Genomic DNA, 24,792 nt, shown 5'->3' on the forward strand with positions numbered 1-24,792 from the left:
TTTTTGCAAGGAGTTATTGAGTATCTTCATTTTTCCACAGTTTTTTTACCCGTACCATGTCATATTTGGCTTGTAGTTGGGTAAACCCTTGTTGCGCTTCTTTTAGATGGTAATCACGTTGTGGGTGCGTAATGAGCAAATGGCGGGCTATTTCATAGTGAGCAAGTGCTTTTTCATAAGGGAGATTAAACAGTTGGGCTTGTTCTAGGCTGTATTGCCAATGTTGATGCGCCCGTTTGGAATGACCGCTTAACCACGCATAAAGTCCTTCCCATAAGTAAGCTCTTGATTTTAAAATAGGGAAAACGTTTGCATAGCGGGTAAAAGCGCGACAGGCGCGTTTTGAAAGTTCGCTAAACGCATCATATTCTTTTGCTGAAAGATTGGGTGCATTTTCCCATTGTTGTAAATACAGTTGTGCAACACTGGCATAACTTTCTGCAATATCTGTGGTGTTGGGCAATTGTTTAGCCAGTAAATGGGCGGTTTTAGTTGCCATTTGAATGGCTTTTTGCGTGAGTCCTTGTTGACTATAAACCAGCCCTAACACGCCACAAACTATTGTTGCTTCAGTTACTTTCATTTCTTCACTGGGCATCGCTTGTACAGATTTTAAGCATTCTATAGCGTTGTCTAATTCACCTAAGCGTAAGTAGCCTAGTGCTTGTCCGCATAAACCCCAGACACGCGCTTGTATATCGTTTTGTTGGTGAGCGATGGCATAAACACTACGGGCTTTTTTTATCGCTTCTGACCACTCTGCTTGAAAATAGTGTAGCCAAAACAGTTGATTTAAGTTTTCCATTTGTTGTCGGCTATCGCCTACACGCTCGGCTAACAATAAGGCTTGTAAGAGTTGCGCTTGGCTGAGTTGCCAGCGTCCTTGCCGTAGGTCATGAATACTGAGTAAAAATAATATCTGCCCATTTGGCACGATATGGTGATTCGTTGTCCGTTTGCTATACAGTTCTGCAAGTGAATTCAGTGCAAATCCACCTGTCGCAAGACATAAGTTAGCGTAACTTTTAATCAGAACAGCGGAGGATTGTTGGGCGTTTTCTGCCAAATTGAGTGATTTAAGTTCTGTTTGTAAGCCAAGTAAAACATTTTGTTCAATCCACGCGATACTGCTCAGGCGTTCATAAATCTGCGCGGTTTGTAATAGGTGTTCACTGTCTGCGGTGCTAATGGTTTGTAATCTAATTGGGAAGAGTAGATGCCATGCTTGTACGCAGATTTGCTGGCAAAGACTGATGCTTAAACCAATACGTGTTTGTGGTAGTGGTTCTTTTAGGGCTTTTAGGGCTTTTTTGAGAAATTGACGACTTTCTGTAAATTGTCCGAGATTAAAATAGGCTTCTCCTATGTATAACGCCCATTTTGCTTGTTGTGTCGAGCTGCTGTGCATGACTGCTTGTTTTTCATCAAATGTAATGGCTTGTCTAAAGAAATGTATTGCTTCTTTGTTAGCATAGTGACGGAAAGCATGTTCACCTGCTTTTTCTAAATAAAATATCGCCTTTTCTAGTACGTTGGCATTTGCCCAGTGATGGGCTAAAACGGGGTAGTAAGGCGTTAAATTATCAGCGTATAGTGTTTCATACCATGTTGCGAGTGAGTGATGAATTTTAATGCAGTAGGTGGATGATAATTGTTGATAGGCCGCTTGTTGAACACGGGTATGTTTAAATAAGTAGTAGCTATTTTTATCTGCCCGATAGCGACGATACTCGTATTGCGCCGTAAATAGGTTTTTTTGTAAATTTTCTAGTTGTTTGAGTAGTTCGGCTTTTTCTATAACAATGGGATAAATCCCATGTAGTGTGTTTAAATTAAAGGTTTGTCCCATCACGCTGGCCGTTTCTAGGGTCAGTTGTTGGGGGGAAGGTAGTTGGGTAATGCGTTCAGCAATTACTTTTTGTAAAATAGTTTGTGTTGTTTTAGTTTGTAATTCATGGTGTAACGTTGGGCTAACATGGCAAATACCATCTATATTACGCAATGCGGTTGTTGCTTGTAGGGTATAGGCTAATTCTTCTATCAGGAGGGGATTACCATTGGTTTTTGCATATAACCAGTCGTTAATGTCTATCGTAAAACGGGTAACACCTAGTCGTCGACAGGCGAGTGCGTGTGTTTCTTGTATATTCAGCGGTTTTAAACGTAAATGTCGTGTACCACTGTATTGGCTCAGTGATTGTGCATAGTCGGTGGTTTGTGAATTTTGTTTTTCTCCCGTTATTGGTGTAATCGGTAGTGAGGTTAGGATTAGTAATAAAGGTTGCACTTGACGGCTGACGTGGTAAAGCAGGGCATAAGAGGCAGAGTCTAGTAAATGAATATCATCAATAATAATTAGATAGCGGTTTTTACTGCGACGTAAAATGTCTTTTAATAAGGCGCAAATTAATGTTTGGGTATTTTCCTCTCGAACTTTGCCTTGCATTTGTGAGGTTAATTTATTGTCAGGCAGGTTGAGGGATAAAATAATGTTTAAGAGGGGAAGCCGTGATAATAATGCGGGTTTAGATTGTAAACGTCCTAGAATGGCGGCCATTTTAAATTCAGCAGAGACTTCAGGTGCTTCAGCAGGTTGTCCACGCACCCGCGCCCCTGCCATTTCATAATTTAATAAGGCGTTAAAGAGTTGTCGCCAAATCCCATAAGGATTATTGGCTATATGTGCCGCTTTTTCTGTTGCTGACGCGCTGCCATATAAGCAAACAAGTGATGGTAAGCCGATTTGTTGTAGTAAGTCTTCACATAATAAGGTTTTACCTAAGCCTTCTTCTGCTTCAATTAAAATAGTATTGCCATTTTCGCCTTGTTGAAAGGTTTGTAGTTGACGGGTGAGAAATTGCCTTTCTTGCCGTCTTCCAATCATATCGGTATGAAAAGGGTGATGTGGAGAACCTTTTTTACGTGTGAGGGGACGATAAACGGGAATAGTAATAGTGCTGGCAGGGAGTTGTAATGCGGGTAAGGGTTCAAAATCTAAAAAGGCTTGGCTTGCGCGATAGCTGGCACTGTCGCAGAAAATAGTATCATGTGCTGCTTGCATGAGGTGTGCTGCACGTTGCATGGTCATACCAATTAAATCAAAATGACATCGTTTAGCATTGCCCCGATTGCCACAAAAAACTTGTCCTGTACTAATGCCAATACTGCCACGCAGTTGTTGGTCGTGTAAAATTATGCGCATGGTTTGTGCGGATTGAATCGCATAAAACGCATTTTTTTCTATAGAATCTGTAATAGTTGTGTCGTTATCTAGGGAAACGCCCCATGCGGCAATGAATAATGTCCCACTATCATTAATTAAAAATTGAATTATTTGTCCTGAAAAATGTAATACCGTTTGCTGTAGTTCGTACAGTGCATCTTGTATATGTGTTAATACGGTTGATTTGTGATAGTCCAATCCTTCAATATTAAGAAATAGAACACTTACTTGTTGTAGTTCAGCTAGTTGATGTGTTTGCCCTATGTCTAAACGCGCCAAAATAATGGGGGAGATATAGCGGCGTAAGCAATCGGCTGTTTCGGGTAATAATTCAATAGTGGGCGCGTAACGCGGTTTAAGGGGGCGATTAATGCTGTCTAAGCGAATATAATGATTTTCCAGTATTTCTCCTTTGCAATGCCGTTGTAAGGATTGCCATGCGGTAGGTGCAATAATAACTTCATTGGGTTGGACATAGCGTTGTGCGGTACTTAAGCGCAAGAGGGGCGCGCCTGCAACGAATAATTCCCACTGTCCTTCTGCACCACCAACGGTTGCCGACCAAATATCTCCCGCATCCAGCAAAATGCGCAATGACAAGCCTGTTAAGGCGGCTTGCCCAATATGGGTAAAAGGGTTATTTGTTGATAATTGCGGTAATGCGGCAGGCGGGTTCGTTTGTTGCCATGCTTGTAATTCTAAAGCGCAAAATGCCGCTCGACGCGCAACAGTGGTTAAATCTTTTCCTGTGACTCCCACAGGCCATAGGACTAAGAGGGCATCTCCAGAAAATTTTAATACCTCACCACCATGTTCCGTGATGATGTCAATAATATGTCCTATATATACATTAAGCAGGTTGGTTAAGGATGTATAGCCTGCACTGCCTTGTTCTAGTAGTTGCTCCGCTAGTGGTGTGAGTCCATAAATGTCAATAAACAAAGAAACAGCGTGCAGATGTTCTGCATGGGGCGTTGGTTGCCAGTTAGGTTGCATTGCGTAATGCCGTTGCACTAAGGTTGGCGTGTAGCTAATCAGCGTTTGTAAGGAGGTGGATGACATGGTGACATCAGCAAAAAAGGAGGGCTTTGGTTAATTTTAACGCATCATCAGCAACAAGAAAGACTTTTTTATCTAGGGTTTATCATGCGTCGGCTATATTCTTTAATCTTGTCTAAAATGAGCAAAATCTATTCCAAACAGAAGGCGCATCATGATAGTTATATCTCATAAATTGTGGCATTTAGCATAGTAATCTTGTTTATTAGACAATGTATTGTATTAAGTTTATACAGTTGAGGCGGGGAACATGCTAAAACAATATACAAAAATAATTATTTTTTTGTTGAGTGTGTGGGGAATACCAAATCAAGTCAATGGCGAACAGGGAAAACCCCGCCCGTTGATTTTTGGGATATTACCGTTTATGAGTCCGATTACGATGTTTAATCGGTTTGCGCCGTTACGTGATTATTTAAGTCACCAAACACATTATCTTTTTTTACTAGAAACCGCGCCTAATTTTGCAGAACATTTGAGCCGCCTTTCACAACGGCGTTATGATTTGGTGTTGACAGCCCCGCATATTATCCCGCTTGCCATAGAATCTAAAGATTATCAAGTTATTGCTGTTAGTCGTGACCCCATTATAGCCTGTGTCATCGTTACGCCTGAAAGTCCTATTCATACCCTCCTAGAGCTAGCCCAGAAAAAAGTTGCCATCCCGCCAGAAACGTCCCTGATTACGATGATTGGGCGCGATATGTTGATGAATGTAGGGCTGATTGCGGAAAAAACCCCACAGTACATCAATTTTCCAAGCCATAACGCGGCATATCAAGCGGTGTTAGGAGGACAAGTCGATGCCGCTATTGTGTCTATTAATACATTGCCATCGACAACCGTAGCAGAAAAAAAATTTAGAGAGATTTCACAACATAAAATCATGAACTCTATTGGATTTTTGGTGGCAAAAGACTTACCCATTGAGTTACAAGAACAGTTAAAAAACATTGTGTTAAACATGGAAAAAGAATCACAAGGTATAGTGACCTTAACTGCTATAAAATATACGGGCTTTCAAAATAGCCAGAATATCGACTTTGATGATATGCAACATTACGCCAAGCGTCTTAAAGAATTAGAACTCATGCCCAATCCGAGCCCTTAAATGCGATTAAAATTATCAACTCGCCTTATTTTAGGCGTTGTTATTATTGAGATTTTTATGTTAAGCCTGTTGGTGTGGAACAGCGTGCGCTTGATTAATTCTAGCCATGCGGAACTGCTTGAACAGTCTGTGCGTAGAGAAACCGATTTATTGGCATATTCATTGGCTATTGGGCTGGCGTATCAGGATAGGGCTACATTACAAGATGTATTGCATTTGTTAGAAAATGCCCAAAATTTAGTATATGTCATTGTATTTAACTGGCAAGGACAGGTAATGGCAAAAATAGGTCATCCACCTGCCATTGAACAACTTCCCCGCATTGATAATAGTTATCTTGAGGCAAAAGATGATGGCGTTTTTGATGTTGAAAAACCTGTTATATTAGCAGAACAAGTATTAGGGACTGTTCGTATTGGATATTCCCTTGCCAGCGTTGAAAGTATTACTGCTCGTACGCGCTTACAAAACACCTCAATTGCTTTACTCGAACTTTTCCTTTCTATTGGCGTGACTGTATTAATTGGTATTTTATTAGTCCGTCGCCTGCGACATTTAGAAACAGGGGCTAAAGCTTTATATAACGGCGAATTTCAACACCGCATTTTATTGCAAGGTGCGGATGAAATGACGGATTTGGCTCAAACGTTTAATGCACTTGCCCATCATTTGGAAAAAACCCAAGCCGCGCTGAATATTGAACAAACTAATCTACTGCGCGAAAGTAGTCGCTTAAACAGTTTATTGACGGGGATTCGTGGCGTAGTTTGGGAAATTAACCCGCAAACACAAAATATTATCTATGTGAGTCCCTTTATAACAAAATTACTGGGTTTTACGATTGAACAGTGTTTAAAAAAAGGCTTTCTAATACATAAAGTCCATGTTGATGAACGTAAAAAATTACAGCATATTTCTCGCGGTTTAATTGCTGATGACACTTTTATGTTAGATTACCGTGTCTTAAACGGTGCAGGAAAATGGTTATGGTTGCGAAATATCGGTATTATTGAGCGTGATGCTCAACATCAACCCATCAATGTGTTAGGAATTGCTTGGGATATTTCTGAAAATAAACAATTATTAGAACAAGTACATCAAGCAAAAATCGTTTTTGATAACACAAATGAAGGGATTATCATTACCGATGCACAACAAAGAATTACCTTAGTTAATAAAGCCTGTAGTGAAATTACAGGCTATAGCACGGCTGAAATTGTTGGAAAAACACCGCGTATTTTACATTCAGGACGACAAGATAAACTATTTTATCAGCAGCTATGGTCAATGCTTGAACAAATAGGACGTTGGCAAGGTGAAATATGGAATAAACATAAAGATGGCACGATTTATCCTTGTTGGGAGAGTATTAATGTCGTTAAAAATGAACGTGGGGAAGTTATTCATTATATAGCTATTTTTTCTGATATTACTTCTATAAAAAACGCAGAACGTCAATTAGAACATCTTGCACATCATGATTTACTAACTGATTTGCCTAATCGCTTATATTTTAATACCCGTCTTGAACAAGCCATTGTTTACGCGAAACAACAGCAAGAAGAAATCGCCGTTTTATTTTTGGATTTAGACCGCTTTAAAAATGTGAATGATACCTTAGGGCATATCGTCGGTGACCAAGTATTACAAGTTGTCTCACGGCGTTTAAGAGCCTGTTTACGTCCACAAGACACGCTTGCGCGCTTAGGTGGTGATGAATTTATTTTATTAATGACAGGCACAACGGCCGTTCACAAACAGGCAATTACCATTGCACAACGCTTATTGAACACGATTCAACAAGCGATTCATATTAATCAACATGAAATAGTCGTGACAGGGAGTGTCGGTATTAGCATTTATCCTGATGACAGTAATGAAGCACAATCGCTTGTAAAATATGCAGATATTGCCATGTACCGCGCTAAATCATTGGGAAATAATCAATATTGTTTTTACACCAGCCAACTAACCACAGAGATTGAAAAACGTTTTTCCTTAGAAAATGACTTACGCCATGCCATTGAACAAGAAAAACTGCAACTTTATTATCAGCCTAAAATTGATTTGCAAACAGGAAAAATTATTGGGGCAGAAGCCCTTATTCGTTGGCAGCACCCGCAACATGGATTTATTCCGCCTGATGTGTTTATTCCCCTAGCAGGAGAAACGGGCTTGATTGAAAGCATTGACCGTTGGGTAATGTTTCATGCCTGTCAACAAAATAAGCAATGGCAGGATGAATATGGCTATTTTTTGAGCATTGCAGTTAATTTATCCAACTTTATCAACCACGATAATTTATCAGTCGTATTAAAGCGTTGCTTAAAACAAACGCAAATAGACCCCGCTTATTTAGAATTAGAAATTACAGAAGGCTTTGTTATGCAAAATGTTGAATCTGCAATGACTAATTTAAAAGCCTTTAAAGAATTAGGTGTGCGTTTATCTATTGACGATTTTGGAACAGGCTATTCCTCACTCAGCTACTTAAAACAATTACCGTTAAACGCGCTAAAAATTGACCGTTCCTTTATACAAGATATTCCTAATGACCCAGATGATGTTGCGATTGTACAAACCATTATTAATTTGGCACACAATCTTCATCTCAGTGTTATTGCTGAGGGGATAGAGAATCAGGCGCAATTAGATTTTCTGCGTCATCATCAATGCGATGAGGGACAAGGCTATTTATTCAGTAAAGCGGTTAAAGCGGATGAATTCTTACTATTACTCCAAAAAAACAATCATTTTTTACAAGAAAATGTTCAGACAACCCCCATTGTACGTTATAAACAATAGCTATCTGTTTACGTTTGTTTGCCCTTAACAAGGACTTTAACGTCAGCGTATTAAACTAATTTAGTATTTCTATTCATTCTAACGACGAATAAAGTTGAAAAACCAATATGCGCGATTTATACCCCCCTATTGAACCTTATCAAACGGGTAGATTAGCCGTTTCTGACTTACATACGCTTTATTATGAAGAGGTTGGAAATCCAGCGGGTGTGCCGATTGTCTTTTTACACGGTGGACCGGGTGGGGGAATTGAACCTATTTATCGGCGTTTTTTTGACCCTAGCCGTTGGCGAATTATCCTTTTTGACCAACGTGGTAGTGGTAAAAGTACGCCACATGCCGAATTACGAGAGAATACAACTTGGGATTTAGTGGCTGATATTGAACGCTTGCGTGAGCATTTGCATATTGAACGCTGGACAATATTCGGTGGCAGTTGGGGCAGTACGCTAGCATTGGCTTATAGTCAAACGCACGCTATTCGATGTACAGGTTTAATTTTGCGTGGTATTTTTATGGTACGCAAAAAAGAACTAGATTGGTTTTACCAAGCAGGGGGTGCGCATTATATTTTCCCTGATGCGTGGGAAAAATTTATCGCGCTCATTCCCCCTGAAGAACAACACGATATGATTCTTGCTTACCACAAGCGTTTAACTAGCACTGATTTACAGGTTCGTATTACCGCTGCGAAAGCATGGAGCGTATGGGAAGCGACGACCAGTAAATTGCATCAAGATGTTTCATTAATTAAACGCTTTATTGAAGACCATTTTGCGGACGCGTTTGCACGCATTGAAAACCATTATTTTTTAAATCAAGGCTTCCTCAGTCCCGACCAATTGTTACAAAATGTACATAAAATTCGTCACTTACCCAGTGTTATTGTGCAAGGGCGTTATGACATGATTTGTCCAATGATATCGGCATGGGAACTGCACCGCGAATGGCAAGAAGCAGAATTTGTTGTTGTGCCAGATGCAGGACATTCCATGACAGAATTAGGGATTCAATCCGCATTGATTGAAGCAACTGACCGTTTTGCACGGTGTCAATGGGAATTGAACCGCTAAAATAGGAATAATGTATTTTTAATTAATGTATTGATAATAATAAATATAGCAATGATAAATAACTTTTCAGTTTTATCAATTCTATATCGGATAATTCAATGGTTTATCATTGTCTATTTAGTGCCATTATGGTGGCGAACTTGTTCGCGCCAATACAACTATCATATTCTAACGATAACTAAAAAATGGGTTACAACCCCCTTATGTATGCTCTTCTAACAAAGGACAGTTATGATGAAACTAAATAAATTACTACACAGTGCGCTAGTGACAGTATGCTTGCTGACAGTTGCACCCACCTTACTTGCGGCTGGTGGTGGTAAACAAATCAAATGTTGGACGACCACTGATGGCGTTACTGAATGTGGAGATATTGTTCCCCCGCAATACTCACAACAAGGATTTTCTAAGTACAATGACAAGGGTGAAAAAGTCGAGCAAGTAGAACGTGCAAAAACCCGTGCGGAAATTGAAGCAATCAAACATGCAGAACAACAAAAGCAAGAAGAAGAAGTGCGTCGACAAAAGCAAGCAGAAGAAGACCGCACCTTGTTGTTACAATTTGCCCGTGAAGAAGATATTCAAGTACAACGCGAAGCACGTTTAAAATCCATTGAATCAGTGGAGGAATCTATTACTTCCTACGTCAAAAGTCTGGAAAAAAACTTAGCTGATTTGAAGAAAAATTTGGCAGATGCAGAAAAAAATCCACATGTTAAAGCAAGCGAAAAGGAAGTTGCCCGCCAAAATCTTGCGAATGTAGAACGTCGTATTGCTGATAGCCAAAAAACTTTAGGCGATAAACACCAAGAAAAACTTCAGATTAATAAGCAATATGATGAATACACAAAACGCTTCACCGAAATTATGGCGCGTGTTGCTAAACAACAAGAAAACTTGCAAGTCGCACCAGATGCAGCAAAAGCAACAACCCCAGCAGAACAACAGTGATATAAAACAAATGCGACCTATTGCTAGAATTGAGGTGGATATATATCAGCAATAGGACGCTAAGTAATAATAAAATCATCTATTTGCATCATCAACCCGCCTTTTTCATGGACAGATAGCCTATGCTTATTTTTGAACACAGTAGTCGGGGACGCTCTACCCCTAGCCAATATCCCGCCCAACGTGCATCTGTTGATATTCCTACTCAATTTTTACGTAAAAAACGTGTGCAGTTGCCAGAAGTTTCTGAATTACAAGCAGTACGACATTACACTAACTTGTCGAAGAAGAACTTTTCTATTGATACTCATTTTTATCCGCTGGGTTCTTGTACCATGAAGTACAACCCTCGTGTGTGTAATACTTTGTCAATGCTACCTAATTTTCTTGCCCGCCACCCCGCCGCCCCAGATATACATAGTCAAGGGTTTATGGCATGTTTATATGAATTGCAAGAAATACTTAAAGTTGTAACAGGGATGAAAGGCGTGTCACTTGCGCCTGCTGCTGGTGCAAATGGCGAGTTTGCGGGTGTAGCAATGATTCGTGCTTATCATGATGCGCGAGGAGATACTGCACGCACTGAAATTCTCGTTCCCGATGCGGCACATGGAACAAATCCCGCGTCGGCCGTGATGTGTGGCTATAAAGTCCGTGAAATTCCTACAAATGCCAATGGTGATGTGGATATTGATGCATTACGTCAGGCAGTGGGAGCGCAAACAGCGGGTATTATGCTAACCAATCCGTCAACATTGGGTGTATTTGACCGTCAGATTACCGCAATCGCTGAGTGTGTCCATCAAGCAGGTGGATTATTGTATTACGATGGCGCGAATTTAAACGCAATTCTTGGCAAAGTACGCCCCGGTGATATGGGTTTTGATGTGATACATATTAATCTGCACAAAACCTTTTCTACCCCTCATGGTGGCGGAGGGCCGGGCTCAGGTCCTGTTGGGGTTAGTGAACGGCTGAAGCCTTTTTTACCCGTGCCTATGGTTGGTTATGAGGGTAAAACTTATCATTGGTTAACAGAAACTGATTGCCCTCAAACAATCGGACGCATGATGGCGAGTGTTGGTAATGCGGGGGTATTGCTTCGTGCCTATATTTATGCCCGTTTATTAGGTGTAGAGGGAATGGCGCGGGTTGCTGAATTTTCTACATTAAATGCTAATTATTTAATGGCGAAATTAGCCGCTGCGGGTTTTGATGTCGCTTTTGCGCCGCGTCGTGCCAGTCATGAATTTATTATTACTGTGAAAAAACAAGCAAAAGAATTGGGTGTGAATGCGATGGATTTTGCAAAACGTTTGTTGGATAAAGGATTTCACGCACCAACGACGTATTTTCCTTTATTAGTCCCCGAATGTTTGCTAATTGAACCCACTGAAACAGAAGCAAAAGAAACACTGGATGATTTTGTAAATGCAATGTGTGAAATTTTAAGTGAGGCTGAAACAGACCCCGCTTTCTTAAAAGGCGCGCCTTATCGTTTACCTGTGCGGCGTTTAGATGATGTACGAGCGGTGAAGATGTTAGATATTGCTTGGAAATGAGGGGATTAATCACGATTGATTAAGTCAGGAGTCAAACCTATTATGTTGGCTCCTGATAGGTTAAAAATTAAGGAGATGATTCAGAAACATCGGTTTCCGTTTCTTCATTACTGGCAACATTGTCTGTGCTTTTAACATAACGTCCATGCACATAAATTCTGGCCTCAACCCGTCGACTTTCAGGGTTTTTAACTTCATCACGTCCTTTAGTTTCGCCAATAGCCACCATAACAATGGTATTCGCAGGTAATCCTTGTCGCCGTAAGGCTTCTAATACGGCACTATTACGTCGTGCAGCCAGTTTTTTGTTATGCTCTTTTGTACCAACGGTGTCAGCATATCCTGTTAATTTTAATGCAAATAATGGGTGTTCTCTCAAAAACTTAATAATATCTGTGATTTTGGCTCGTTCTCCCGCACGTAAATTACTGTCCCCAAAGTTAAAGTAAATACTTTTGTCGGGAATGACCGTATCTGGTTTGATATGTAAGGCTTCTAACCATGCAATGCGGGCATCTTGGGATTCAATATCTTGATTGCTTTCATCCAAATTTTTATTAATTGGTTCTAAAAAACGACCAAAGGCATCTTCTGCATTTGTCCTATGTGCGACTGCTTTACCTGCTGCAGCTTCGCCATCGGCTAAATTAACAGGTTTACCTGCAACGGCATCATCATAAACCGTTTGGGCTTTATCTAAATTAACTTCAGCGCGATGTAATTCCGTCATAAAGATACCGAAATCATCCGCTTTTGCTTCATCCAGTTTTGTTTGCAATGTTTTGAGAGAGGATTGTTTACTCTTTTCTTCTTCAGGAGAAGAAAGACTGGCACAACCAGCCAACATTATATTTACGGCTAAAACCAGATAGACGAGTAGTTTCTTCATTCTCTAATATCCTCAAATACTCAATGTTCAGGGCGTTTAAAAATTCAATGGTTTCTGTGTGCTATATACCGTTTGTTATCAATGGCACAGCATAGAAACTTGCTTTAAATCTTGAAATGCACAAAACACGCCATAAACAATGATGTGACTTAAGATATTAATTTTTAAGTTAAAAACTGATGTTATTTTGTAAATATAGTATTTCTATCTGTCGAAAAATAATAATGCGATTAATTGTAAAACAGGCTTGTATTTTCTAGTTCATTTACGTATAATTCCGCACTTTCCTATAGTCCCTTAGTCTAATCAGTGTATTAGCGAGACGGAGAACGAATTTATGTACGCTGTAATTAAAACCGGCGGCAAACAATATAAAGTTGCTGAAGGTGATGTATTAAAAATAGAAAAAATTATTGCTGAGGAAGGTACGGCTGTAGAGTTTAGTGAAGTGCTACTGCTTGCCAACGGCGATGATATTACCATTGGAACGCCCGTTGTATCTGGTAGCAAAGTAACTGCTACGGTACAAGCACAGGGTCGTGGCGACAAAATCAAAATTATGAAAATGCGTCGTCGTAAACACTATCGTAGACAAATGGGACACCGTCAATATTATACCGAAGTGAAAATCACAGGTATTGTGGCGTAATAGCATTAGCAAGAGGTGATAGCAGATGGCGCATAAGAAAGCTGGCGGTAGTAGCCGCAACGGTCGTGATTCTGAGTCGAAACGACTTGGTGTGAAACGCTTTGGAGACCAAGTTGTCTATGCAGGCAATATTCTGGTTCGTCAACGTGGTACGAAATTTTATGCTGGTGTAAATGTTGGCATGGGTAAAGACCATACCTTGTTTGCTAAGGCAGATGGTAAAGTTAAGTTTGAAGTGAAAGGTGCTTTTCAACGCCATTACATCAGTGTTATTCCCAGTGAACAAGCCTAATTAGATTAAGTTTCGTTCTCTTTAAAAAGCCCCGCTAGACGGGGTTTTTTTATTTGTACGTTTCATTCATTTTAATCACTTATTCACGTTACAATAAAGCGCAAATTCCTTTTCTAAAAGACCGCTACTGTATGTACGATATGCTCAATACGCTCGCAGAACAACTGAGTCAACAACTGTTACGCCATCATTATCGTTTAGTCACGGCTGAATCTTGTACAGGTGGTTGGATTGCACAAACGATGACGGCAATTGCAGGGAGTTCAAATTGGTTTGAACGGGGATTTATTACTTATTCTAATGAAGCAAAGCATGAAGTATTGGATGTCTCGTCACTGACATTGGAAAAATACGGAGCGGTCAGTGAACAGACGGTGTTAGAAATGGCTGAAGGTGCATTGCGACATAGTCACGCGGAGGTTGCGATTGCTGTTAGTGGGATTGCAGGGCCTACGGGTGGCAGTGCGGATAAACCCGTTGGAACCGTGTGGATTGCTTGGGCATTTCCTGAAAAAATTTACGCGAAATGTTTTATATTTAAAGGAGATAGACAATCTGTCCGTGAGCAAACGGTTATTACCGCTTTAACAACGTTGACGACAGACTTGGCTTAATTGTTTTTTGTGTTATACTGTAAAAATACACATATCTATTTTAACATGAGAGATGGCTATGGACGACAATAAACGCAAAGCATTAAGTACCACATTAGGGCAGATTGAAAAGCAATTTGGTAAGGGGTCGGTCATGCGCTTAGGAGATGTTGGCGCAGTGATGGATGTTGAAACTGTTTCTACGGGTTCATTAGGATTAGATATAGCCCTAGGCGTTGGTGGTTTGCCAATGGGACGTATTATAGAAATTTATGGTCCTGAATCTTCTGGTAAAACAACTTTAACCTTACAAGTTGCTGCGGAAATTCAGAAAAAAGGTGGAACAGCAGCCTTTATTGATGCAGAACATGCTTTAGATCGTGCCTATGCGGAGAAAATAGGGGTTAATGTTAGCGAGTTATTACTTTCTCAGCCGAATAATGGTGAGGAAGCCTTAGAAATCACAGATATGTTAGTGCGCTCAGGTGCCGTTGATTTGATCATCATTGATTCCGTTGCAGCACTCACACCAAAAGCAGAAATTGAAGGGGAAATGGGTGATTCTCACATGGGTTTGCAAGCCCGTTTGATGTCCCAAGCTTTGCGTAAATTAACTGCGAATATTAAACGTTTCAATACGATGGTTATTTTCATCAATCAAATTCGGATGAAGATTGGAGTGATGTTTGGAAATCCTGAAACCACAACTGGCGGTAATGCACTGAAGTTCTACGCTTCTGTCCGATTGGATATTCGACGGATTGGGGCAATTAAACGTGGTGAGGATATTATCGGTAGTGAAACAAAAGTCAAAGTGGTGAAGAATAAGGTTGCGCCACCGTTTAAGGAAGTGACTTTCGATATTTTGTATGGTGAGGGGATTTCTCGTGAAAGTGAAATCATTGATTTAGGCGCGAAATTGGGTGTGTTAGACAAAGCGGGTGCATGGTATAGCTATAATGGGGACAGGATTGGGCAAGGCAAGGAAAATATCCGTAATTACTTGCGTGAACATACTGATATTGCACAGCAAATTGAGAAGCAAGTGCGGGATAAAGTTTTAGTGTTACCCGTTGTTAGTGCTTCTAAAGACGTTGATGGCGGTGATGAACTGACTGATGATGATTTAGACGCGTAAATTATGTTATCTCCTGACTCCTCAACTTATCAACAGGTTAAAAACAGTGCGTTGGATGTTTTATCACGGCGTGAACATTCCGTTGTTGAATTACGTCATAAGCTCTTGCATAAGGGGTATATGAATGCGCTGGTTGAGCAAGTTGTGAATGAATTACAAACGCAACAGCTTGTTAGTGATGTGCGTTTTTGTGAGAGTTTCATTCGTTCACGCATTAATAAAGGTTATGGTTGGTCACATATTCAGCAAGCCTTGAAAATGCGAGGAGTCACTCAGCAAACAATTAATGATAATTCAATTAGTCATGATGTTGATTGGCTAGCACTTGCTCAACAGGTGAGAATGAAACGGTTTGGACGAAAACAGCCAACAACGTTGCAAGAACGGGCCAAACAAATGCGTTTTTTGCAGTATCGTGGGTTTAATAGTGAGCAGATTCGTTATGCCTTGACGGAAGAATGATTGCTTATTTTTAATCGTTTTTATGAAAAAGAAAGTGTAATGGTGTTATATACTGAGACATATTTGTACAATGTAATGATATTGCTTATTATGAAACTACATTTTGCTCAAATTCACTATCAAATATTATACACTTATGCGTTATAGCTTCTTTTTATTATTCTTATTACCGCTGACTGCCCATGGTTTTGATTTGTTTGATGCTCAACGCGGTAAGGAAAAAGTAGCCCCCGCACAACCACCTACATCATCCGTTGCAGCACAGAAACCTGTGCCACCACCGCAGCCTGTCGTTCCGCCTCCCCCTCCACCGCCCCAAGTTGATTTTACCCTTGTAGGAACAAGTCGAATAGGCAGTAAGAAAGTGGCTATTTTGCAAACAAAAGAAGGTAAGCAGTTGTTGCAGCCATTACGGGGGGCGCGTACTCCAATAGAAGGGTATGCAAACTATACCTTATTAGAGGTGAATTCACGGGAAATTAGATTGGAATATCCTGAGGATTCTCCTTGTCGTGTTTCTAATGCACAAAAAGGGATAGCATGTGTGGATAATGGGAAGGCTGCGAAGTTATCATTAGTACGCTTGAATGCGCTTGCACCACCACCGCCACCAGTGCCACAACAGCCTGCGATGCCGCCACCTAATCTTCCACCGGGAGCTGTTTCGCCAGGTCCTTTACAACCCGTGCAGTTTGGACCTCGTGAGTTAAGCCCTGAAGAGGCTGCGAAACGAGATGCTGAAATAAAAAAGCGTCAGGAAATTTACAAGAATTTTCAGCGACAAGAAATAAAAGATGAGGATGTTCCGCCAGGTATGCGTGTGGTTCGCACGCCATTTGGTGATAGGTTAGTGCCTTTAACACAGTAGTTTATAAGGCGATAAATATGCACTTTGCTACTGTCGCCTTTTTGTTGGGAGTATTGATTTGTCAAATGCTCCCAAGCCTTCCTAGTTTTTCAACTGCTTGGTTTATTCTCCCACTTATTGTTTGTATTTTCTATTTTCCCCAATTACGTTTCTATTGTTGGCTTGCCTTAGGTCTTTGTTGGGCAATTTTTCGGGCGCAATTATTTTTTGCTCAAGCCTTACCTATCGTATTGGAAGGGCAAGAATTGATTGTTGAGGGATTTATTAGTGATTTGCCACATCGTAAACAAGATGGATGGCAGTTTGATTTTACCCCAACACGTTTATTAACGCCCGATAAACAAGTCATTACAGATATTGGACGTTTACGCCTTAGTTGGCATAAAACGGCGATGCACTTGCAAACGGGACAGCAATGGCGATTTACGGTTCGTTTGCAACGAGCGCGTGGGTTTAGTAATCCGCTTATTAGCGATTATAGTCGTACCTTATATCAACAGGGTATTCATGCGACTGGTTCTATTCGTCCTAAAGGTGAACAACAGCTATTAAGTACACCAACGCATTGGCAGCTTAATACTTTTCGTGAATCACTTGCACAGCAGTTGCAAATAGCAACACATCATCATCCATTAACAGGCATTTTGATTGCGTTAGCTATTGGTGAGCAGCAGTGGATTAGTGCAGAACAGTGGAGTGTATTTCGTAAAACGGGTATTGCGCATTTGGTTGCTATATCAGGCTTGCATATTGGTCTTTTGGCATACATTGGTTTTTGGATATGTAGTCACTTTGTTGGAATGACTATTTATGGTTATGCCCTTATTTGCCAACGATTACGCTATCCTAGTTGGGGGAGGTTCATACATTTCCCTGTCGTTTTTCCTGCTGCATTTGTAAGTTTATTGATTGCACTTTCTTATTCTTTATTAGCAGGGTTTTCCATTCCAACACAACGCACTGTCGTGATGATCTGTACTCTTGTGATTGCTTTATTGGGATTAAGACAGTTATCAAAGGGGACGGCTTTTAGTTTAGCACTCTTAGTCGTTTTAATTTATGACCCTACCGCCGTTTTAAACAGTGGTTTTTGGCTGTCTTTTGGTGCTGTTGCTTGTATTCTTGTTGCAGTACAAGGACGACAAACGCCACCCCACAGAATACAACGTGTTATTCATCAATATGGTTATGTGCAATTTGCCATTACATTAGGATTAATTCCACTTACGCTTAATTTTTTTGGTTCTTTCTCATTGGTTTCACTCATAGCAAATACAATTGCTATTCCTATTTTTAGCTTTCTACTTGTTCCACTCAATTTATTTGCACTTTCCTTAATAGATATATCACCAACGCTCAGTCATTTTTTATTGCAACTCTGTTTGTGGGGGTTGGAAAACGTGTGGTGGTTAATGGAACAACTTTCTGCATTGACATGGAGTAGCCTACAAATTGCCTCTCCACCTTTATGGATAACAGTAATTGCTCTTATTGGTGTAGGGATTTTTTTACTACCACGTGGTTTTCCTGCACGGTGGGTTGGGTTTATCTGGTTATTACCACTCTTCTTTTATCCCCCTAGTCGTCCAACACAAGGGAGCGTGTGGCTTACCGTTTTAGATGTTGGACAAGGATTATCTATCGTTATTCAAACAGCTCAACATACTGTTTTATATGATACGGGAGTGCGTTCTTATACAGGATTTAATACAGGAAAGATTGTTGTTGTTCCTTTTTTACAAGCACAAGGTATTCAACGTATCGATACTCTAATTGTCAGTCATGGAGATAGCGATCATAGTGGTGGGCTAGTTGATATTCTTAATAACCTACAAGTTACTCAGTTTATTAGTAGTGCAGAAATCGTGCGCCAGTATCCACAAGCACAACACTGTCAAGCAGGACAACAATGGACGTATGATGATGTACAGTTTCATGTTTTACATCCCCAAGCCGACTTCTATAGCCAAGAAAATAACATGAGTTGTGTTCTAAAAATTAGCACTCCACAAGGAAGTATTCTACTAACCAGCGATATAGAGAAAACGGCCGAACAAGCCTTACTTCGTACACAAGCCCAATACCTTCCTGCCGATATTTTGCTCGCACCGCATCATGGGAGTAAAACATCTTCCAACCCCAACTTTCTTGCCCAAGTTAATCCCCGCTATGTTGTTTTTTCTACAGGCTACCGTAACCCTTATAAGTTTCCCCATGTAGAAGTCGTTAAACGTTATCAATCTCAAGGTATAACCATTATAGATACCGTTAGCAGTGGCGCGATTACTTTTCATATAGATGCAGAAAAAGGGATTTCCCCACCTATAGAAAACAAGAAAGTGCAAAAGCATTATTGGCAGAATTAACAAAAAGATAGCTATTAGAAGCCAACTATTTAGACAGCACGTAATAAAGATTTTCTAAGTAATAGTTGACAATGAGATAATGAGGAGTAGAATGCACGGCTTGATGAAGAGAAGAGCATGAGCGGAAAGAGCGAAACTTGAAGGACTTCAGAAAAGGATAAGAAATAGAGGTTGACAACGAAGGGAAAGCGAGTATGATACGCACCTTCGTTAAGTTCTGAAAAGAACCGAACCTAGCAGTAGAAATAAAAGATTGACAAAGAGAAAAGAGAGTATATAATGTGCGCTCTTTACTGGTTAAGCGAAAAGAAACTAAATAGTAGCTTGACAGACTGAATTAAGATGTAGTAGAATGTTTGACTCACTTCTGACGAAAGTTTGAAGTTGAATAAAAAAAGTTAAACGAAAGCTTGACAGAACGAAGAAGACGGTTTAGAATGTTGTCTTTCTTGAAACGTGTAAAGATTAGTAGCAAATTAGTTGCTAAGATTGTAGCGAATCAATATGACAGAATTATTAAGACTCGATAGTTTTAATGATAAAGCTCTTTAACAGTAGAATCAAGTAATTTGTGTGGGTACTTGCATAATTCTCGTTGAGAAATGAAGAATTGAAGCAAGACTCTGTCAAAAGAGAAAGCTTGCGTTTTAGAACATGAGTTTAAACTGAAGAGTTTGATCATGGCTCAGATTGAACGCTGGCGGCATGCTTAACACATGCAAGTCGAACGGTAACAGGTCAAGCTGACGAGTGGCGGACGGGTGAGTAAAGCATGGGAATCTGCCTGATAGTGGGGGACAACCTAGGGAAACTTAGGCTAATACCGCATAAGCCCTACGGGGGAAAGCAGGGGACCTTCGGGCCTTGCGCTAACAGATGAGCCCATGTCGGATTAGCTAGTTGGTGGGGTAAAGGCCTACCAAGGCGACGATCCGTAGCTGGTCTGAGAGGACGACCAGCCACACTGGGACTGAGACACGGCCCAGACTCCTGCGGGAGGCAGCAGTGGGGAATATTGGACAATGGGGGCAACCCTGATCCAGCAATGCCGCGTGTGTGAAGAAGGCCTGCGGGTTGTAAAGCACTTTAGGTTGGGAAGAAAAAGCGTATGTTAATACCATGCGCAATTGACGTTACCAACGGAATAAGCACCGGCTAACTCTGTGCCAGCAGCCGCGGTAATACAGAGGGTGCAAGCGTTAATCGGAATTACTGGGCGTAAAGCGTGCGTAGGTGGTTAATTAAGTCAGATGTGAAATCCCTGAGCTTAACTTAGGAACTGCATATGATACTGGTTGACTAGAGTGTAGTAGAGGGTAGTGGAATTCCACGTGTAGCGGTGAAATGCGTAGATATGTGGAGGAACATCAGTGGCGAAGGCGACTACCTGGATTAACACTGACACTGAGGCACGAAAGCGTGGGGAGCAAACAGGATTAGATACCCTGGTAGTCCACGCCCTAAACGATGAGAACTAGATGTTGGGAGAGACTGTCTCTTAGTATCGCAGCTAACGCACTAAGTTCTCCGCCTGGGGAGTACGATCGCAAGATTAAAACTCAAATGAATTGACGGGGGCCCGCACAAGCGGTGGAGCATGTGGTTTAATTCGATGCAACGCGAAGAACCTTACCTGGTCTTGACATCCTAAGAATCCTGTAGAAATATGGGAGTGCCTTCGGGAACTTAGAGACAGGTGCTGCATGGCTGTCGTCAGCTCGTGTCGTGAGATGTTGGGTTAAGTCCCGCAACGAGCGCAACCCCTATCCTTAGTTGCCAGCGTAAAGTCGGGAACTCTAAGGAGACTGCCGATGACAAATCGGAGGAAGGTGGGGATGACGTCAAGTCATCATGGCCCTTATGACCAGGGCTACACACGTGCTACAATGGTAGGTACAAAGGGCTGCCAAATCGCGAGATGGAGCCAATCCCAGAAAACCTATCGTAGTCCGGATTGAAGTCTGCAACTCGACTCCATGAAGTCGGAATCGCTAGTAATCGTAGATCAGCACTGCTACGGTGAATACGTTCCCGGGCCTTGTACACACCGCCCGTCACACCATGGGAGTGGGCTGTACCAGAAGTAGGTAGTCTAACCGTAAGGAGGACGCTTACCACGGTATGGTTCATGACTGGGGTGAAGTCGTAACAAGGTAGCCGTAGGGGAACCTGCGGCTGGATCACCTCCTTTAAAGATGAAGACGAGAAGGCAAGTATCCACACAAATTACTTGATTTGAAAGACACTGGGTCTGTAGCTCAGGTGGTTAGAGCGCACCCCTGATAAGGGTGAGGTCGGTGGTTCGAGTCCACCCAGACCCACCAATGAAGGGGCTATAGCTCAGCTGGGAGAGCGCCTGCTTTGCACGCAGGAGGTCAGCGGTTCGATCCCGCTTAGCTCCACCAGTACTTAATGCTAAATGGAAAGATTTAGCATTAAGTATTACAGTTCTTTAACAAAACGGAAATGATGTAAAGTGTATATTGCAAGTCAGCAATAATCCTAGAATGTTTGGGGTTATATGGTCAAGTAATTAAGTGCACACGGTGAATGCCTTGGCGATAACAGGCGATGAAGGACGTGGTAGCCTGCGAAAAGCTACGGAGAGTCGGCAAACAGACATTGACCCGTAGATGTCCGAATGGGGGAACCCACTGCTTAGGCAGTATCTTTACCTGAATACATAGGGTAAAGAAGCGAACGTAGGGAACTGAAACATCTAAGTACCTACAGGAAAAGAAATCAACCGAGATTCCGTCAGTAGTGGCGAGCGAAAGCGGAACAGCCCTTAAGTTTGCAAATAACTAGCAGAATGATACTGGAAAGTTCAGCGACACAGGGTGATAGCCCCGTATGCGAAAGCGATTTGTGAATGAAGACGAGTAGGACGGGACACGAGAAATCCTGTCTGAATATGGGGGGACCATCCTCCAAGGCTAAATACTCGTTATCGACCGATAGTGAACTAGTACCGTGAGGGAAAGGTGAAAAGAACCCCTGATAGGGGAGTGAAATAGAATCTGAAACCGTGTGCATACAAGCAGTGGGAGCATGATTTAGTCATGTGACTGCGTACCTTTTGTATAATGGGTCAGCGAGTTATTTTCAGTGGCAAGCTTAACCGCATAGGGAAGGCATAGGGAAACCGAGTCTTAATAGGGCGCTAAGTCGCTGGGAATAGACCCGAAACTGAGTGATCTAGCCATGACCAGGGTGAAGGTGGGGTAATTCCTACTGGAGGCCCGAACTCACGTCTGTTGAAAAAGACGGAGATGAGTTGTGGCTAGGAGTGAAAGGCTAATCAAACTCAGAGATAGCTGGTTCTCCTCGAAAGCTATTTAGGTAGCGCCTCATGTATCACTCTTGGGGGTAGAGCACTGTTACGGCTAGGGGGTCGTCTAGACTTACCAACCCGTTGCAAACTTCGAATACCGAGAAGTGCAAGCATGGGAGACACACGGCGGGTGCTAACGTCCGTCGTGAAGAGGGAAACAACCCAGACCGCCAGCTAAGGTCCCAAAATATAGCTCAGTGGAAAACGATGTGGGAAGGCAAAAACAGCCAGGATGTTGGCTTAGAAGCAGCCATCATTTAAAGAAAGCGTAATAGCTCACTGGTCGAGTCGTCCTGCGCGGAAGATGTAACGGGGCTCAAGCTATATACCGAAGCTGCGGATTTGTCGCAAGACAAGTGGTAGAGGAGCGTTCTGTAAGCCTGCGAAGGCATCTTGAGAAGGATGCTGGAGGTATCAGAAGTGCGAATGCTGACATGAGTAACGATAATGGGAGTGAAAAACTCCCACGCCGAAAGTCTAAGGTTTCCTCGCGCAACGTTAATCGGCGCAGGGTGAGTCGGCCCCTAAGGCGAGGCAGAAATGCGTAGTCGATGGGAAACAGGTTAATATTCCTGTACTTCGCTTTATTGCGATGGGGGGACGAAGAAGGCTAAACCAGCAAGTGATTGGTAGTACTTGTTTAAGGTCGTAGGTAGAACGAATAGGCAAATCCGTTTGTTTAATACCGAGAACTGATGACGAGTCTTCTATGAAGACGAAGTGGTTGATGCCAAGCTTCCAAGAAAATCCTCTAAGCTTCAGATAAAGTGAACCCGTACCGCAAACCGACACAGGTAGACGAGATGAGAATTCTAAGGCGCTTGAGAGAACTCGGGTGAAGGAACTAGGCAAAATAGCACCGTAACTTCGGGAGAAGGTGTACCTTTATTATGTGAAGTGCCTGCGCATGGAGCAGAAAAAGGTCGCAGTGGTCAGGTGGTTGCGACTGTTTATTAAAAACACAGCACTCTGCAAACACGAAAGTGGACGTATAGGGTGTGACGCCTGCCCGGTGCCGGAAGGTTAATTGATGGGGTTAGCGAAAGCGAAGCTCTTGATCGAAGCCCCGGTAAACGGCGGCCGTAACTATAACGGTCCTAAGGTAGCGAAATTCCTTGTCGGGTAAGTTCCGACCTGCACGAATGGCGTAACGACAGCCACACTGTCTCCACCCGAGACTCAGTGAAATTGAAATTGCTGTTAAGATGCAGTATACCCGCGGCTAGACGGAAAGACCCCGTGAACCTTTACTATAGCTTTGCACTGAATTTTGAACCTGTTTGTGTAGGATAGGTGGGAGGCATTGAAGCTAGAACGCCAGTTTTAGTGGAGCCAACCTTGAAATACCACCCTGATATGTTCGGGATTCTAACCTAAGTCCATAATCTGGATTGGGGACAATGTATGGTGGGTAGTTTGACTGGGGCGGTCTCCTCCGAAAGAGTAACGGAGGAGCACGAAGGTACCCTCAGCGCGGTCGGAAATCGCGCATAGAGTGCAATGGCATAAGGGTGCTTAACTGTGAGACAAACACGTCGAACAGGTACGAAAGTAGGTCATAGTGATCCGGTGGTTCTGTATGGAAGGGCCATCGCTCAACGGATAAAAGGTACTCCGGGGATAACAGGCTGATTCCGCCCAAGAGTTCACATCGACGGCGGAGTTTGGCACCTCGATGTCGGCTCATCACATCCTGGGGCTGTAGTCGGTCCCAAGGGTATGGCTGTTCGCCATTTAAAGTGGTACGCGAGCTGGGTTTAGAACGTCGTGAGACAGTTCGGTCCCTATCTACCGTGGGCGTTGGAAATTTGAGAATGAGTTGCTCCTAGTACGAGAGGACCGGAGTGAACGTACCGCTGGTGTTCCAGTTGTCATGCCAATGGCACTGCTGGGTAGCTATGTACGGACGGGATAACCGCTGAAGGCATCTAAGCGGGAAGCCTCCTTCAAGATAAGATTTCCCGAGAGTTTAACTCTCCTCAAGGTCCGTTGAAGACTACGACGTTGATAGGCTGGGTGTGGAAGTGCAGTAATGTACGTAGCTAACCAGTACTAATTGACCGTGAGGCTTGACCATATAACACCCAAGTATTTTGGGTAGGTAATATACACTACATCCATTTCCGAATTCTGGGGCATAGCCCTAACCGTTTTTCTTGGCGACCATAGCAAGTAGGTACCACCCGACCCCATCCCGAACTCGGAAGTGAAACTATTGTGCGCCGATGATAGTGTGGAGTTTCTCCATGTGAAAGTAGGTCATCGCCAAGAGCCTTACACCCTAACCCTCTCGCATCATTGCTTGAGGGTTTTTTATTGCCTGAAATTTGTCCTTTCTTCTTCCTCGTGAAACCCTGCTATAGCCTCTCAATGGCTATTTCGTTTCTAAATCCCTTTTCCTTATCATCCCTTTCAAC

At 42.2% G+C, this 24,792-nt stretch carries 14 protein-coding genes, 2 tRNA genes and 3 rRNA genes; 17 read left to right on the forward strand and 2 right to left on the reverse strand.

The genetic code is table 11. The features are described 5' to 3' along the window. Positions 1–13: 13 nt before the first annotated feature. Entirely contained in the window at positions 14–4,285 is a 4,272-nt protein-coding gene (locus tag AL038_RS15510) for an adenylate/guanylate cyclase domain-containing protein (RefSeq protein ID WP_062154344.1), read from the reverse strand. A gap of 247 nt (positions 4,286–4,532) precedes the next feature. Here AL038_RS15510 and AL038_RS15515 point away from each other — a divergent pair, with 247 nt between their 5' ends. The 5 genes from AL038_RS15515 (at position 4,533) to gcvPB (ending at position 11,784) form a co-directional block, all read left to right on the forward strand. Then, the gene (locus AL038_RS15515; RefSeq protein WP_062154345.1) at positions 4,533–5,393 is read left to right on the forward strand and encodes a phosphate/phosphite/phosphonate ABC transporter substrate-binding protein; all 861 of its coding nucleotides are present in this window, start codon (positions 4,533–4,535) and stop codon (positions 5,391–5,393) included. Further along, entirely contained in the window at positions 5,394–8,198 is a 2,805-nt protein-coding gene (locus tag AL038_RS15520) for a bifunctional diguanylate cyclase/phosphodiesterase (protein WP_062154347.1), read from the forward strand. A gap of 107 nt (positions 8,199–8,305) precedes the next feature. Beyond that, entirely contained in the window at positions 8,306–9,271 is a 966-nt protein-coding gene (pip, locus tag AL038_RS15525) for a prolyl aminopeptidase (RefSeq protein WP_062154349.1), read from the forward strand. Positions 9,272–9,502: 231 nt separating this feature from the next. Further along, positions 9,503–10,222 carry a hypothetical protein gene (locus AL038_RS15530; RefSeq protein ID WP_145917118.1) on the forward strand — a complete coding sequence of 240 codons (720 nt, stop codon included), beginning with the start codon at positions 9,503–9,505 and terminating at the stop codon, positions 10,220–10,222. A gap of 122 nt (positions 10,223–10,344) precedes the next feature. Then, complete coding sequence (gene gcvPB / locus AL038_RS15535; protein WP_062154353.1) at positions 10,345–11,784, forward strand: aminomethyl-transferring glycine dehydrogenase subunit GcvPB; 1,440 nt, start codon at positions 10,345–10,347, stop codon at positions 11,782–11,784. A gap of 67 nt (positions 11,785–11,851) precedes the next feature. Here the strand turns inward: gcvPB and AL038_RS15540 are convergent, their stop codons facing one another. Further along, positions 11,852–12,673: an OmpA family protein gene (locus AL038_RS15540; protein WP_062154355.1), complete on the reverse strand. Its 822-nt coding sequence runs from the start codon at positions 12,671–12,673 to the stop codon at positions 11,852–11,854. Positions 12,674–13,010: 337 nt separating this feature from the next. On the opposite strand from AL038_RS15540, the gene rplU reads away from it, so the two are divergent. The 12 genes from rplU to rrf all read left to right on the forward strand — a co-directional run bounded on the left by rplU (position 13,011) and on the right by rrf (position 24,646). Further along, on the forward strand, positions 13,011–13,322 hold the full coding sequence (gene rplU, locus AL038_RS15545) for a 50S ribosomal protein L21 (RefSeq protein ID WP_062154357.1): 312 nt from the start codon (positions 13,011–13,013) through the stop codon (positions 13,320–13,322). A 25-nt stretch (positions 13,323–13,347) separates the two neighbouring features. Further along, complete coding sequence (gene rpmA, locus AL038_RS15550) at positions 13,348–13,614, forward strand: 50S ribosomal protein L27 (protein ID WP_062154359.1); 267 nt, start codon at positions 13,348–13,350, stop codon at positions 13,612–13,614. Positions 13,615–13,667: 53 nt separating this feature from the next. Then, positions 13,668–14,228 carry a CinA family protein gene (locus tag AL038_RS15555; RefSeq protein WP_474117479.1) on the forward strand — a complete coding sequence of 187 codons (561 nt, stop codon included), beginning with the start codon at positions 13,668–13,670 and terminating at the stop codon, positions 14,226–14,228. 58 nt (positions 14,229–14,286) lie between these two features. Beyond that, positions 14,287–15,345, forward strand: a complete 1,059-nt coding sequence (gene recA / locus AL038_RS15560; protein WP_062154361.1) for a recombinase RecA — start codon at positions 14,287–14,289, stop codon at positions 15,343–15,345. A gap of 3 nt (positions 15,346–15,348) precedes the next feature. Next, entirely contained in the window at positions 15,349–15,807 is a 459-nt protein-coding gene (locus AL038_RS15565) for a regulatory protein RecX (protein ID WP_062154363.1), read from the forward strand. Between the two features lie 136 nt (positions 15,808–15,943). Further along, a complete protein-coding gene (locus AL038_RS15570) occupies positions 15,944–16,675 on the forward strand; it encodes a hypothetical protein (RefSeq protein ID WP_062154365.1) in 732 nt (243 codons plus the stop codon). Positions 16,676–16,692: 17 nt separating this feature from the next. Beyond that, positions 16,693–19,041, forward strand: coding sequence for a DNA internalization-related competence protein ComEC/Rec2 (locus tag AL038_RS15575; RefSeq protein WP_062154367.1), 2,349 nt, complete (start codon positions 16,693–16,695; stop codon positions 19,039–19,041). 662 nt (positions 19,042–19,703) lie between these two features. After that, positions 19,704–21,232: ribosomal RNA gene (locus tag AL038_RS15580) — 16S ribosomal RNA — on the forward strand. A gap of 56 nt (positions 21,233–21,288) precedes the next feature. After that, positions 21,289–21,365, forward strand: a tRNA-Ile gene (locus AL038_RS15585). 5 nt (positions 21,366–21,370) lie between these two features. Next, positions 21,371–21,446 (forward strand) — tRNA-Ala (locus tag AL038_RS15590). A 118-nt stretch (positions 21,447–21,564) separates the two neighbouring features. Beyond that, positions 21,565–24,452, forward strand: a 23S ribosomal RNA gene (locus tag AL038_RS15595). Between the two features lie 78 nt (positions 24,453–24,530). Then, positions 24,531–24,646: ribosomal RNA gene (rrf, locus tag AL038_RS15600) — 5S ribosomal RNA — on the forward strand. The 16S, 23S and 5S rRNA genes sit together here with 2 tRNA genes alongside, the layout of an rRNA operon. Positions 24,647–24,792 lie beyond the last annotated feature (146 nt).

The sequence above is a fragment of the Beggiatoa leptomitoformis genome (assembly GCF_001305575.3).
Classification (GTDB): domain Bacteria; phylum Pseudomonadota; class Gammaproteobacteria; order Beggiatoales; family Beggiatoaceae; genus Beggiatoa; species Beggiatoa leptomitoformis.